12 protein-coding genes and 1 tRNA gene are annotated in these 12,699 nt (G+C 70.1%); 7 read left to right on the forward strand and 6 right to left on the reverse strand.

The features are described 5' to 3' along the window. Together AC1DVT_RS03765 and idi are read right to left on the reverse strand one after the other, a co-directional pair. Positions 1 to 614, reverse strand: a 614-nt coding sequence (locus tag AC1DVT_RS03765) for a polyprenyl synthetase family protein (protein ID WP_477386653.1), incomplete at its 3' end; no start/stop codon positions are given. Continuing rightward, positions 611 to 1,168 (reverse strand): isopentenyl-diphosphate Delta-isomerase, encoded by a 558-nt coding sequence (gene idi, locus AC1DVT_RS03770; protein ID WP_477386655.1) that lies wholly within the window; start codon positions 1,166 to 1,168, stop codon positions 611 to 613. The genes AC1DVT_RS03765 and idi, both read right to left, overlap by 4 nt. Here idi and AC1DVT_RS03775 point away from each other — a divergent pair. Then, the gene (locus AC1DVT_RS03775) at positions 1,151 to 1,714 is read left to right on the forward strand and encodes a MarR family winged helix-turn-helix transcriptional regulator (RefSeq protein WP_477386657.1); all 564 of its coding nucleotides are present in this window, start codon (positions 1,151 to 1,153) and stop codon (positions 1,712 to 1,714) included. The genes idi and AC1DVT_RS03775 overlap by 18 nt on opposite strands. A gap of 62 nt (positions 1,715 to 1,776) precedes the next feature. On the opposite strand, the gene AC1DVT_RS03780 is transcribed toward AC1DVT_RS03775, so the two are convergent. Further along, positions 1,777 to 1,850 (reverse strand) — tRNA-Met (locus AC1DVT_RS03780). Between the two features lie 90 nt (positions 1,851 to 1,940). Between AC1DVT_RS03780 and AC1DVT_RS03785 the strand changes: the two genes are divergently transcribed. Together AC1DVT_RS03785 and AC1DVT_RS03790 are read left to right on the forward strand one after the other, a co-directional pair. Beyond that, on the forward strand, positions 1,941 to 2,456 hold the full coding sequence (locus tag AC1DVT_RS03785; RefSeq protein ID WP_457100276.1) for a DUF6328 family protein: 516 nt from the start codon (positions 1,941 to 1,943) through the stop codon (positions 2,454 to 2,456). Then, the gene (locus AC1DVT_RS03790; RefSeq protein ID WP_477386659.1) at positions 2,453 to 3,253 is read left to right on the forward strand and encodes a carbon-nitrogen hydrolase family protein; all 801 of its coding nucleotides are present in this window, start codon (positions 2,453 to 2,455) and stop codon (positions 3,251 to 3,253) included. The genes AC1DVT_RS03785 and AC1DVT_RS03790 overlap by 4 nt, the downstream gene beginning before the upstream one ends. Positions 3,254 to 3,257: 4 nt before the next feature. On the opposite strand, the gene AC1DVT_RS03795 is transcribed toward AC1DVT_RS03790, so the two are convergent. Further along, positions 3,258 to 4,460: an aminotransferase class I/II-fold pyridoxal phosphate-dependent enzyme gene (locus AC1DVT_RS03795; RefSeq protein WP_477386661.1), complete on the reverse strand. Its 1,203-nt coding sequence runs from the start codon at positions 4,458 to 4,460 to the stop codon at positions 3,258 to 3,260. A 100-nt stretch (positions 4,461 to 4,560) separates the two neighbouring features. Between AC1DVT_RS03795 and AC1DVT_RS03800 the strand changes: the two genes are divergently transcribed. Genes AC1DVT_RS03800 through AC1DVT_RS03810 form a run of 3 tightly spaced genes read left to right on the forward strand, consistent with a single transcriptional unit; the run spans position 4,561 to position 8,866 of the window. Beyond that, on the forward strand, positions 4,561 to 6,087 hold the full coding sequence (locus tag AC1DVT_RS03800; protein WP_457100279.1) for a S1C family serine protease: 1,527 nt from the start codon (positions 4,561 to 4,563) through the stop codon (positions 6,085 to 6,087). A gap of 47 nt (positions 6,088 to 6,134) precedes the next feature. Further along, positions 6,135 to 7,421 carry a CDP-glycerol glycerophosphotransferase family protein gene (locus tag AC1DVT_RS03805; RefSeq protein ID WP_477386663.1) on the forward strand — a complete coding sequence of 429 codons (1,287 nt, stop codon included), beginning with the start codon at positions 6,135 to 6,137 and terminating at the stop codon, positions 7,419 to 7,421. Further along, complete coding sequence (locus tag AC1DVT_RS03810; RefSeq protein ID WP_477386665.1) at positions 7,418 to 8,866, forward strand: CDP-glycerol glycerophosphotransferase family protein; 1,449 nt, start codon at positions 7,418 to 7,420, stop codon at positions 8,864 to 8,866. The genes AC1DVT_RS03805 and AC1DVT_RS03810 overlap by 4 nt, the downstream gene beginning before the upstream one ends. A 12-nt stretch (positions 8,867 to 8,878) precedes the next feature. Here AC1DVT_RS03810 and AC1DVT_RS03815 read toward each other — a convergent pair whose 3' ends face one another. Further along, complete coding sequence (locus AC1DVT_RS03815; protein WP_457100328.1) at positions 8,879 to 9,904, reverse strand: glycosyltransferase; 1,026 nt, start codon at positions 9,902 to 9,904, stop codon at positions 8,879 to 8,881. 110 nt (positions 9,905 to 10,014) lie between these two features. Here AC1DVT_RS03815 and AC1DVT_RS03820 point away from each other — a divergent pair, with 110 nt between their 5' ends. Then, positions 10,015 to 11,289: a CDP-glycerol glycerophosphotransferase family protein gene (locus tag AC1DVT_RS03820; RefSeq protein WP_477386667.1), complete on the forward strand. Its 1,275-nt coding sequence runs from the start codon at positions 10,015 to 10,017 to the stop codon at positions 11,287 to 11,289. 8 nt (positions 11,290 to 11,297) lie between these two features. Here the strand turns inward: AC1DVT_RS03820 and AC1DVT_RS03825 are convergent, their stop codons facing one another. Beyond that, positions 11,298 to 12,668 (reverse strand): maltokinase N-terminal cap-like domain-containing protein, encoded by a 1,371-nt coding sequence (locus tag AC1DVT_RS03825; protein WP_477386669.1) that lies wholly within the window; start codon positions 12,666 to 12,668, stop codon positions 11,298 to 11,300. Positions 12,669 to 12,699 lie beyond the last annotated feature (31 nt).

The following is a 12,699-nucleotide window of genomic DNA, read 5'->3' on the forward strand; positions in this document are numbered from 1 at the left end:
GTCTTGTCCCGCGCGGCCCGCAGCAGCGCCGGGGTGTCGGCGCAGTCCGGCGCGATCGCGTTCTCGACGTCGGCGAGCTCGCCCGCCGCCGAGACGAAGATCGCCTCGTCGAAGAGCTCGAGCAGGCGCTCGCGCAGGGCCGGCTCGAACTCGGTGAGCGACACCTGTCGCAGCGCCTCGTGCAGGAGCAGGTCACCGCCGAGGATCGCCGCGGCGTCGCCGAGCAGTCGGGCGCCCGCGGCACCGGCGCCCTGCCCGCKGGCGCGTGCTCGGAATTCGCCGGAGATGTTCGGGATGCCTCGGCGCATGGTGTCTCGGTCGATCACGTCGTCGTGCACGACGAACGCGGTATGCAGGAGTTCGAAGGCCGCCGCGACGGAGTAGAGCCCGGGCGGGGCCTCGGTCTGGTCGGCGAAGGCGTGGAAGGCCCGGATCACCAGGGCGGGGCGGAACCGCTTGCCCCCGGCGCCGGCGCGTGCGATCGCATCGCCGAGCACTTCGATCCCGCCGCCGAGGGCCATCGCCCGCAGCCGAACACGTTCGAGCGCGGCATCGATCGGCTCGTCGAGGAGTGTCGAGACAGCCGATGAGGGCCGTACGGCCTGGATGGTCATGAGGCTCGTCGCTGGGACTCGCGCACCGAGTCTCCGAACAGGTGGAGCTGCTTGGCCTGCAGCACCAGCCAGGGGCTGAACGCCCACGGCGTCGCGGCGAGGGAGGCGGCCAGATCCTCCGGATCGACCCACCGGGATTCGACGACCTCGAGCGGGTTCAGCTGCGGCTCGTGGTGCGTGCGCGCCGTGTAGACCGGGCAGAGCTCGTGCTCGACGATTCCCGTCGAGTCGATTGCGCGGTATCGGAACAGCGGGAGCGCGAGCTCCACCTCGTCGAGCCTGATGCCGAGCTCGTACTCCGCGCGGCGATGCACCGCGGCGAGCACCGGCTCGGCCGGGCGGGGGTGGCCGCAGAAGGAGTTGCTCCAGACCCCCGGCCACGTCGTCTTGCCGAGGGCACGACGCGTGACGAGCACCTGCCCGGCACGGTTGATGACGTGACACGAGAAGGCGAGGTGCAGGGCGGTCTCGGTGCCGTGCACGCTGCTTTTGAGGGCCGTTCCGACTTCCCTGCCGTCGTCGTCGAGCAGGACGACATGGTCTGTATCCATCATGGGCTCTTCCATTTCGCTAGTTTAGCTAGCATTCTTGTTTTCGACGATGATACAAGGAGAAAGAACGAGGTGTCGATGGCGGATCGCTTTGTCCCGCATACGGAACGAGAGTACGCGGTGATGCAACTCCTCACCGAGATCCGGGCGCTCAGTGACGCCATGGAGCGCATGCACAGCGGCATGAAGGGCGACATGGACATGAATGCCACGGATGTCGCGGCGCTGCGCATGCTGATCATGCACGAGCATCGCGGCAACGCGGTCAGTCCGCACGATCTCGCGGAGCATCTGCGGATCTCCACCGCATCGACGACGAAGCTGCTCGACCGCCTGACCGCCTCAGGGCACGTCCAGCGGCACCCCCACCCGCACGATCGGAGGGCGCGGATCGTCGTGCTCACGGATGAGTCGAGAGAAGCCTTCTACCGGCACTTCGGTGAGCGGCTGCGCGCGATGCGCGGCGCTGCAGAGCCGTATTCGGACGCCGAACTGCACGTGATCACGCGGTTTCTGGGCGATCTGAGCGACGCGCTCGACCCGCACTGAGACCGACCGTGGCCGGGCAAATGAAGAAGGCGCCCCCTGTCGGGGACGCCTTCTTCATTTMGTTGCGGGGACAGGATTTGAACCTGCGACCTCTGGGTTATGAGCCCAGCGAGCTACCGAGCTGCTCCACCCCGCGTCACAAGTAAAAGCCTAACACGCTCTCCGGAGGGTCACGAACCGAGGCGACGAGGTTGCCCGTCGGACTGGGCGAGCGCAAGGATGGACCATGCCCTCGGACCGCGACACCGATCCTCGTGACGACCGCACGGACGGTCGCGACGAGACCCCGGCGGAGCGCGCCGACCGCAACTGGATCGAGGTGCTGCAGGAGCTGCGGGTGCTGCAGACCGGCACGCAGATCCTCACCGGCTTCCTGCTCGCGCTCGCGTTCCAGCCGGCGTTCGCCGACCTGAACGACGGACAGCGGACCCTCTATCTCACCCTTGTCGTGCTGTCGGCGGTGAGCGCCATCGTCGCGCTCGCGCCCGTAGCCCTGCATCGGGTCGTCTTCCGGCACGGGATGAAGCCCGAAGTGGTCGAGTACGGCCACGCGGCGCTGATCACCGCGCTCGTGACGGTCGCGGTGCTCCTGGTCGGTGTCGTGGCGTTCGTGTTCGATGTCGTGGTCGGCGTCTCGGCGGCCTGGGTGGCGGCCGCCGCCCTCGGGATGCTCCTCGTCGTGCTGTGGATCGTGGCGCCGTTCGTCATGCGCCGGCGGCGCATCGCTCGGGAGCCGCGTTGACCTCCGTTGCGGTTGCCGTCGCACAGTTCGCGCCGACCGCAGACGAGGCGGCCAATCTCGCGGCCATGACGGCACTCGTCGAGACGGCGGCAGGGCGCGGTGCGCAGGTCGTGGTGTTCCCGGAGTACTCCAGCTACTTCATCGACCCGTTCGACTCGTCGCTCCTCGAGCACGCACAGCCGATCGACGGACCTTTCACCGCCGCGCTGATCGCGCTCGCGTCCAGACTCGGCATCCACATCGTCGCAGGACTGCTCGAGGGCGCCGTCGACGAGCAGCACGTGCGCAATGCGGTAGTCGCGGTGAACGCGTCCGGCATCGTCGCCAGCTATCGCAARCTCCATCTCTACGATGCCTTCGGGCAGCGCGAGTCGGACTGGGTCGAGCCAGGGGAGCTCGGCACGCCCGAGACGTTCCAGGTCGGCGGGCTGAGCTTCGGKCTGATGACCTGCTACGACGTGCGCTTCCCCGAGGTCGGGAGACTGCTCGCGGATGCGGGGGCGGATGTCTTCCTGGTGCCGGCCGAGTGGGTGCGCGGGCCCCTCAAGGAGCACCACTGGCGCACGCTGCTGCACGCCCGCGCCATCGAGAACACGGTCTTCGTCGCGGCGGCCGATCATCCGCCGCCGCTCGGGGTCGGAAACTCGATGATCGTGGATCCTCAGGGCATCGAGATCGCCGCGATCGGGACGGCGACCGACATCGCGATCGCGCACCTCGACGTCGAGTCGGTGGCGCGGGTGCGACGGGTCAATCCGTCGCTCGCGCTCCGGAGGCTCCGAGTCGTGCCGCGCTGAGCGATCAGCTGCGCAAGACGGCGAGACGGGATGCCGCATCTGCGAGCACCTCGACCCGCTTGCACGCCGCGAATCGCACGAAGGTCGCGTAGTCGTGGCGGCGGGCYGGGCTTGCGAAGGCGGTGAGCGGAATCGCCACCACGCCCGCCCGCGCCGGAAGCGCGCGACAGAAGTCCGCGGCATCCGTCGCTCCGAGCGGGGCGGCATCCGCCACCGTGAAATACGACCCGGCCGGCACGGACACCTCGAAGCCGGCGTCGCGGAGACCAGCACCCAGCAGGTCGCGCTTGCGGCGCAGAGTGTCTGCGATGCCCGCGAAATACTCGTCGGGCAGCCGCAGTCCGGCCGCGATCGCGGGCTGGAAGGGCGCGCCGTTGACGTAGGTCAACCACTGCTTGACGGCGAGCACGGCGTCGATCAGGTCGGCGGGCCCGGTCGCCCAGCCGATCTTCCAGCCGGTGGCCGAGAAGGTCTTTCCACCCGACGAGATCGACACCGTGCGCTCCCAGGCTCCCGGCTCGGTCACGAGCGGAACGTGCGGGGCGCCGAAGACGAGATGCTCGTAGACCTCATCGGTGACCAGGTACGCGTCATGCCGATGGGCGAGGGCGACGACCTCGGCGCGCACCTCGGCGGAGAACACCGCGCCGGTCGGATTGTGCGGATCGTTCACCAGGATCACCCGGGTGCGGTCGGTCACTGCGGCGCGCAGTTCATCGAGATCGGGCTGGAAGTCTGGCCAGCGCAGCGGCACGGTCACAAGGCGCGCGCCGGCGAGGGCCACCACCGCGGCGTAGGAGTCATAGAAGGGCTCGAACACCACGACTTCGTCCTCCGGGCCCGCCAGCAGCGCCATCAGGGTGGCCGCGAGCGCCTCGGTCGCGCCGGCGGTCACCAGCACCTCACCCTCGGGGTCGAGGCGAACGCCGTAGAACCGCTCCTGATGCTCCGCGATCGCGGCGAGGAGGTCGGGGATGCCCCGGCCGGGCGGATATTGGTTGATCCCGTGCGCGATCGCGGCGCGGGCAGCCTCGAGCACTTCAGGGGGACCGTCCTCGTCCGGAAACCCCTGTCCCAAATTGAGTGCCCCGGTGTGCGCCGCGAGGGCGCTCATCTCCGCGAAGATGGTAGGGCGGATGGATCCATCGGCCCCGACCAGTCCGGCACCTGCTGCCGTGCGTCGCCAGGCCCCGGCAATATCTCGCATCCGGCTCACGCTACTCGCATAGTCGAGTCCCATCGGGGCCATAAGAAATGCACAGCAACCGGGCGCACAGTGAGAACAGCTTGGACGAAGGAGCACCCACATGAGTGACACCACGGGCGACCGCCCCGCAGACCACACACCCGCAAACGCACCGGCAGGGCCGCCTGTGCCCCCTGCGCCGCAGCCCCCGCAGGCACCCCAGCCGCAGTGGGGCAGCGCGCCTCAGGTGCCGGTCCACTACCCGGGGTACCCGCAGCTACAGCAGCAGCCGCCGTACGGCGCGCCCCGCCCGCAGGGTTACGGCGCGCAGCCGCAGCCGGGGCAGCCCTATGCCTCCTCGTTCGGTCCTGCCGCCCAGGCGAACCAGACGCAGCCGACTCAGCCGATCACTGGTGCATCGGCGGCGCCCGCGGCGACGAAGCAGAAGTCGGGCGGCGGCGGGCGCATCGTCGGACTCATCGTCGCTGCCGCGATCGTGGGCGGCGCTGCCGGCCTCGGCGGTGCGTATGCCGGCGTCAACCTGTTCAGCCCGCTCGACCAGAACCCGGCCGTGGGACCTGCCACCGTCACCGTGAACGACACCACGTCCGTCAACCAGACCACCGCGATCGCGACGAAGGTGCTCCCGAGCGTCGTGACGATCGAGGCGAGCAGCGGCTCCGGCGGCGGCACGGGCTCGGGCGTGATCCTCAGCGAAGACGGCTACATCGCCACCAACACCCACGTCGTCACCCTGGACGGCGCCACCGCCGACGCGTCCATCCGGGTCACGACCTCGGATGGACGGGTCTACGACGCGAAGGTGGTCGGCACCGACCCGACCTACGACCTCGCCGTGATCAAGCTCACCGACGCGTCAGGGCTCACCCCGATCGACTTCGCCGACTCGTCGAAGCTCAACGTCGGTGACGGCGCTGTGGCTGTCGGCGCCCCGCTCGGCCTGTCGAACTCGGTCACCACCGGGATCGTCAGCGCGCTCAACCGGTCGATCGAGATCGCCTCCTCCGCTGCTCCCGATTCCGGCGACACCGAGGACAACGGCAACGGCCAGGACCAGCAGAACGGCCAGGAAGGCCCGTTCTACTTCGACTTCGGTCAGGGCGACGCCCCGCAGCAGGCGACCGAGACGATCAAGATCGCGGTCATCCAGACCGACGCCGCGATCAACCCTGGTAACTCGGGCGGCGCGCTCGTCGACTCCGAGGGCAAGCTGATCGGCATCAACGTCGCCATCGCGACGGCGGGTGGGGCCGGTGCGTCCGGCTCGATCGGCGTCGGCTTCTCCATCCCGTCCGACATCGCCAAGCGGGTGACGAGCGAGATCATCGCGAACGGCGAGGCGACGCACGGACTGCTCGGCGCGAGCGTGGTGGATGCCGCGTCGGTCGATGGTGCAACGACCACGGGCGCCTACATCAAGGAAGTGACCCCGGGTGGCGGCGCCGATGCCGGCGGTCTGCAGGCCGGCGACGTCGTGACGGAGTTCAACGGCGTGCCGGTGGCCAACGCCACCGACCTCACCGCGCAGGTCCGCGCGGCGGCCGGCGGCAGCGACGCGACAGTCACGTATGTCCGCGACGGCAAGACGCACACGGCCGATGTGACCCTGGGAACACTGGGCGAGTAGCCCTCCGCACTCAGGCCCAGGACGCCACCCCGCGATAGGCTCGCGGGGTGGCGTCCTTCTCCTTCGGCGCGGGCAATGCGGCGAAGCTGGCCCGCCTTCCCCTGTATGCCGCCGGGCGCATCGCCACCCTCCTCGTGCCTCGCACGAGCGACGAGTGGGTGTTCGGCTGCGCGGTGGGAATCGCCGACGGGGCGCTCGCGCTCTGGGACGTCGCCGCAGCCGACGGGCGCCCTGCCGTGTGGCTGGTCGGCTCCGGACAGGAGGCGACGGATGCCGCGGCCCGCGGCATCCCGAGCATCCCCAAGCACTCCCTGCGTGGCTTCTGGCGCACCGCGCGGGCGCGCGTCGTCGTGGTCACGCACGGGTTCGGGGACGTCAACCGCTACGCGGTATCCGGCGCCCTCGTGGTGCAGCTCTGGCACGGGATCCCACTCAAGCGGATCGGGCTCGATTCGCCCGAGACCACACGGCTCCCCGGGTTCGCCGCCCATGTGCCGGGAGCGCGACTGCTGCAAGCGCTCCTGGCGACGCTCTACCGTGGAGCCGCCCGGCGGATCGCGGTGCTGCCGGCCGCGTCGCACCTGGTGCGCGGACGGCTCGAATCGGCATTCGGTCTTCGCGACGCCCAGGTGCCTGTGACCGGTGAGCCGCGCGTCGACGTGCTGTCCCGTGGCACCGCAGCACAGCGACGCGCGGCCGCGCGCGAGCTGATCGAGGCGGCCGCCGGCCCGATCGACGACGGAACGCGCGCGATCCTCTACGCCCCGACCTGGCGCGACGGCGCTGCCGATCCCGCCGTGCCCACGACCGAAGAGTGGCGCGCGCTCATCGAGGTGCTCACGCGGCAGGATGCCGTCCTGCTGGTGCGTTCGCACCCACTGGGTGCGGGGGAGTACGTGCCGCCGACGCCGACCGAACGGGTCCGAAGCCTCGGCAGCGGCCTCGTCGCCGATGTGACGCCCCTGCTGCCGGGCCTGGATGCCCTGGTCACCGACTACTCATCGCTCGCCTTCGACGCCTCGCTCGTCCCGCTGCCCGTACTGTTCCTCGCACCGGATGTGGGGCCCTACGCCCACCGCCGCGGCTTCTACGGCACCTACGCCGACGTGGCCGGCGGTGACTGGTCGACCGGCTGGCGGCAGTGCACCGATCAGCTCGACGCGCTCTTGGGCGACGATGCGGCACGAGACGCGCTCCTCGACCGCTCGCGCGAGCTCGACGCGCGGGTGCACGCCTTCCGCGACGGCGGGAACACGCTCAGGGTGTACCGTGCCATCCTGGCCGGTCTGGGTGATCCCGCCGCCTCCGACGACCCCCTGGGGAGACACCGATGACCGACGCCCGGTTCACCACCGACGGCGGACCTACGCTCGTGCTGACCGGAGATGGACCCGCACCGACGGGCGTCTCGCTCGACGGGCCCCGTGCGCGGGTCGCCGGAACGGTCGAAGCCGCAGACGCCGGGTGGACCGTCCTGCTCCCGCTGCGGGCCTCTCGCTGGGGCGGACCGGAGCTCCCCCTGCCCGTCGGCGACTACGCACTGGTGATCGAGAGCGCGGCGGGCGAGGACGCGGCGATGCCGGCATCCGTCCCGCTCGTCCAACTCGGCACACTGCGTGCCGAGCTGGACAGCACGACCGTGCGCATCGGAGCGCCGATAGATCCGGCCTACGACTCGGGGGAGGGCCAGGACGCTCTGGAGCGCCGATACGCCACGCGGCCTGGAGGACTGGAGAATGCCGCGTTCTTCGAGAGCTTCTACGGCCGCAATGCGAGCTGCAACCCGCTCGCGATCGACCGGGAGCTCGCGCGACGCGCGCCACAGGTGACGCGCTACTGGAGTGTCGTCGATCTGTCGGTGCAGGTCCCGGAGGGCGCGGTCGCGGTCGTCGAGGGCACTCCGGAGTGGTGGCGGGCCCGAGGATCTGCGCGCCTGCTCGTCGTCAACGACTGGCTGCGGCGGCGGTTCGCGCGGCGTCCGGGGCAGATCGTGCTGCAGACCTGGCATGGCACCCCGCTCAAGCGCCTCGCCCTGCATCGGCCCGGCTTCGATCCGCGCCGAATGGCCGCCGTCGCCCGTGAGTCGCGGCGCTGGAACGTGCTGCTCGCCCAGAACCCCTACGCCGCGCGCATCCTCGGCAAGGCCTACGCGTTCCTCATGCGACCCGTGTGGGTCGAGGGGTATCCGCGCAACGACATCCTGACCACCGGCGATGGAGCTTCGATCCGCGCCGCGCTCGGCATCCGGCCCGAGGAGCGAGCCCTGCTCTACGCGCCCACGTGGCGCGATGATCGGCAGGAGATGGTCGACTTCGTCGATCCGGCGGCCCTCGCCGCGGAAGCGGACGCGGTGATCCTCGTGCGCGGGCACTCCCGCACCCTGCAGCCCGGCCGGGATGTCGCGGGGCCGCGTGTGATCGACGTCACCGGCTATCCCGACACGTCCCAGCTGCTTCTCGCCGCCGACGGGCTCATCACCGACTATTCGTCGGTCATGTTCGATTTCAGCGTGACCGGCAAGCCGATGTACTTCCTCGTGCCGGACATCGAGCACTACCGCGGCGAGCTGCGCGGCTTCTACTTCGATCTCGCGGCACACGCGCCAGGGCCGGTCGTGCGCACGCAGGACGAGCTCGTCGACGCGCTGCGCACCGCCGATCCCGCCGACCACGCGGAGAAGTACGCGCAGTGGCGGCAGAAGTTCAACGCACGCGACGACGGCCATGCCGCCGAGCGGGTCGTCGCGCGGATCCTCGACCAGGGCTACGTCACACGCTGACGAGCCTCGCCGTCAAGGCAGCGGTGTGTTGCGATCGCCGAGCCGCGAGGTGTCGACGGTGTCGTGTGCGCCGCGGAGGACGCCCGCGATGAAGCCGGCGCCCCACGAGAGGTGCATGGTGGGCAGCACGGCGGCGGTCCACAGCTTGTCGCGCCATCCTTCCCCGCCGCCCGAGCCGATCGACCACGCCGCGATGAGCAGGGCGTAGGCGATGACCGGCAGATAGACGACGGATGCCAGCACCGCCCACCATCCGGTCAGCAGCCCGGTCAGCTGCAGAATTCCGACGAGCACGCTCAGGCCCAACGCGACCACGAGGGCGGGCGGAGCGAAGAAGCGCAGCGAGTTGCCTCGACCGAAGCGGCGGACGAGCTCGCCCCGCCAGCGTCCGGTCGCGCGGAACTGGCGCGCCAGGCGCCGCCAGCTCTCTCTCGGCCAATAGGTCACCGACAGCGAGGGATCGAACCAGACCCGGTAGCCGGCCCGCCGGATGCGGAGGTTCAGCTCCCAATCCTCCCCGCGGCGGATCGACTCGTCGAACAGGCCCACCTCCTCGAGGACCGCTCGACGGGTCACGCCCAGGTAGGCAGACTCCGCCTCGCCCTCCTTGGTGCCGCCGTGATAGGCCCCGCCGCCGAGTCCGACCGGCGAGTTGTACGCCCGTGCGACGGCGCGCTGGAACGGGGTGCGGCCGTCGGCGCGCATGACGCCTCCGACGTTCGCGGCCCGCACCCGGTTCAGGGTCTCGAGGGCCCGGCTGGTGTAGCCGGTCGGCAGCTCGGAGTGCGCGTCCACCCGGACCACCGTCGGATAGCGGCCCGCACGGATGGCGAGGTTGAGGCCGATCGGAATGTCCGCGGCCGGGTTCTCGACCAGCACGATGCGAGGGTCGGCGGCGGCGAGCTCAGCGGCGAGCTCGTTGGTGCCATCGCTCGACGGCGCGAGCGCCAGGATCAGCTCCATCGGGCCGACGACGTCCTGTGCGAGCACCGTGGCGACGGCGCGCTCGAGGTAGGTGCGCTCATTGAGCACCGGCATCACGAACGTGACGCCCGAGCCGGGGGGTACGACCGGCGCCTCACTGCGCACCGGATGGTCGGGATTCACCCGTCGATCATGACACGAGAGGTCCTCGGTAGGCTGACACGGTGGGACTGGTCTCGGACGGGCGCAAGGCGCTGGCATTGGTGCGCAGGGCTCTGACGAACCGCACCGCGGTCGGCGACGTGCGGCGCACGCTCCAGCTGCGGTCGCCGCATCCGGAGAATCATTATCGCGTCGCCGTGTACTTCGCCGACGGCGCGGTGAACATGTACCAGATCCGGCAGTGGTACAAGCCGCTCGCCGAGCTGGCCAAGCAGTGGCCCGTGGTGGTGCTCAGCCGGTCGCCCACCGGAGCTCAGGCGCTGCTGGCCGAGGATGGTCCGCCCGTGGCCTTCGTGCCCACCGTCCGCGACCTCGAGCAATTCATCGCGACGCAGGACATCCGGGTCGTGCTGTACGTCAACCAGAACACCCGCAACTTCCAGATGTTCCGCTACGGCCGGYGCTGGCATGTCTTCATCAACCACGGCGAGTCCGACAAGATGTACATGACCACCAGCCAGTACAAGGCGTACGACTACGCCTTCATCGCCGGCGAAGCGGCTCGCGAGCGACTGTCCCGGGTGCTTTGGGATTACGACCTCGACGCCCGCACGATCCAGATCGGCCGGCCGCAGGCGGATCACTACTACGGCGCGCTGCCCTACACGCCCGACGACCGCACCGTCATCCTCTACGCGCCGACCTGGGAGGGCGATCGCCCATCTGCCCACTACGGCTCGATCGCGAGCCACGGCGAGGCGATCGTGCAGGCGCTGCTTCAGACCGGACATCACCGGGTGATCTACCGCCCGCATCCCCGGTCCGGTGTGGTCAACGGCGAGTACGGCGCAGCGAACCGGCGCATCATCGCCGCCATCGCCGCCGCGAATCGGGCCGATCGGCACGCTCAGCACGTCTTCGACGACGGCCCGCAGCTCGGGTGGCAGCTGGCTGCCGCCGACGTCGCCATCGTCGACATCTCCGCCATGGTCTACGACCGGCTGGCGGCCGACAAGCCGCTGCTGATCACCCGGCCCGCCGATCCCGCAGCGATCGTGGACACCCATGGATACCTGTCAGCGTGCGAGTGGCTGGATGCCGCGGATGCCCCGCAGATCGTCGCCGAGACCGAGCGAGTGCGGGCCGATCCTGAGGCTGCGCAGCGCCTCGAGCGGTGGGTGAGCCATTACTTCGGGGATACGACTCCCGGCGCCGCGACGCGCAGATTCCACGACGCGATCGCGCGCCTGATGGCCGATTGGGATGACTGGCATGCGCGCTCGACCGAGGACGACGAACCTGACGACCTCGACGAGGAAGCAGAACTCGACGACTGACCCGATCCTCACGCCACCGGCGCGGGGCGCTCGACGAGCCGGGCGATCGCGCGCAGCGGGATGGTGACCCACGTGGGTCGGTTGCGTGACTCGTAGATCGCCTCGTAGACCGCCTTGTCGAGCTCGAGGGCGGTGAGCAGGGTGTCGTACGCGTCGATGTCGATTCCGGATGCAGCGGCATAGCCATCGACGAAACCCTGACGAGCGTCCTGCACCCATTCGCGCACCGTCACTGCGGCGCGGTCCGGGTGGTCGAGCCGGATCGACCCCGCGACGTAGTCGAACGAGCGGAGCATCCCGGCGACGTCACGCAGCGCGAGGTCGGGGCGGGTGCGCTCGCCCATCGGCCGGAGCGGCTCGCCCTCGAAGTCGACCAGCACCCAGCCGCGTGCCGGGTCATGCAGCACCTGCCCGAGGTGGTAATCGCCATGGATCCGCTGGAAGGGCGGCCACTCGACCTCGACCGCGCGCGCGTACGCGGCCTCGACCTCATCGCGGCGGTCGGCGAGCGCGGGAACCTCGGCCACGGCGATCGACAGTCTGCGGTGCCAGCTGGCCGTCGTGGATTCACGATGACCGGCACGCGCGATGTGGGTCGGGAAGAGGTTCGCGAGGGACACATGGACATTCGCCGTCGCCGCGCCCAGGGCCCGCGCACGTGCGCTGAAGTCTTCGCCGGTCGCGGCTGCCCGCAGGGCGACCCGCCACGCATCTTCGACGTCTGGCAGGAACTCCTGCGCGAAGGCGAGCGATCCGATGACCGTGCCGTCGGCGGTGGCCTGATCCGGCCACGAACCTTGCACCGACCCGATGGCGGCGGGCACATGCGGCGATCCGGCCTTCGCGAGAGCGGTGGTCAGCTCGACATCCGGGTTCAGCCCTGAGTGCAGCTGTCGGAACACCTTGCAGATCACGGGGACGCCGCCGGCCTCGGACCGATAGATGAGCGAAGTGTTGGACTGCTCTCCGACCAGGACGCTCGCACTGCGCGGCTCGTCGGCGTCGATGATCTGGGAGGGGCGACCGACGGCGATGGTCCGCGGCCCGTGGCCGGAGCCGCCCTCGGCGATCAGGCGCAGCAGAGCGTGGGCGTACGCCGGGTCACTGGGGCCGTCGAGGAAGGTCGTGCCCGGATCGGGGCTGCCGATGATGTCCGCCGGTGCCGCGTCGACCGCTTCGGTCTCCCGTGCGACCACGGGGATCTGGTACAGCACGGCGGGCAGCGCGCCCTCGTCCGCCACCAGGTAGGTGCGGATCAGGCAGTCAGCGGCGGGCAGGTCCCACCACGCGACGAGTCGCAGGCTGGGGAGTCGGCCTTTCGCGGCGTACCAGCGCTGCCGCGGCATCCACGCGGCAATGCAGGCCAGGGTGCTGTCCATACTGGTGAGGGTATGCGCATGGCCGCGGGCT

The sequence above is a fragment of the Microbacterium sp. P2_F9 genome (genome assembly GCF_056403635.1).

Excerpts from the sequence above, each read along its gene's own strand:
- AC1DVT_RS03775 (WP_477386657.1), top strand. The coding sequence starts at position 1,151 with ATGGTCTGTATCCATCATGGGCTCTTCCATTTCGCTAGTTTAGCTAGC.
- idi (WP_477386655.1), bottom strand. The coding sequence starts at position 1,168 with ATGATGGATACAGACCATGTCGTCCTGCTCGACGACGACGGCAGGGAA.
- AC1DVT_RS03785 (WP_457100276.1), top strand. The coding sequence starts at position 1,941 with ATGCCCTCGGACCGCGACACCGATCCTCGTGACGACCGCACGGACGGT.
- AC1DVT_RS03800 (WP_457100279.1), top strand. The coding sequence starts at position 4,561 with ATGAGTGACACCACGGGCGACCGCCCCGCAGACCACACACCCGCAAAC.
- AC1DVT_RS03810 (WP_477386665.1), top strand. The coding sequence starts at position 7,418 with ATGACCGACGCCCGGTTCACCACCGACGGCGGACCTACGCTCGTGCTG.
- AC1DVT_RS03815 (WP_457100328.1), bottom strand. The coding sequence starts at position 9,904 with ATGCCGGTGCTCAATGAGCGCACCTACCTCGAGCGCGCCGTCGCCACG.
- AC1DVT_RS03825 (WP_477386669.1), bottom strand. The coding sequence starts at position 12,668 with ATGGACAGCACCCTGGCCTGCATTGCCGCGTGGATGCCGCGGCAGCGC.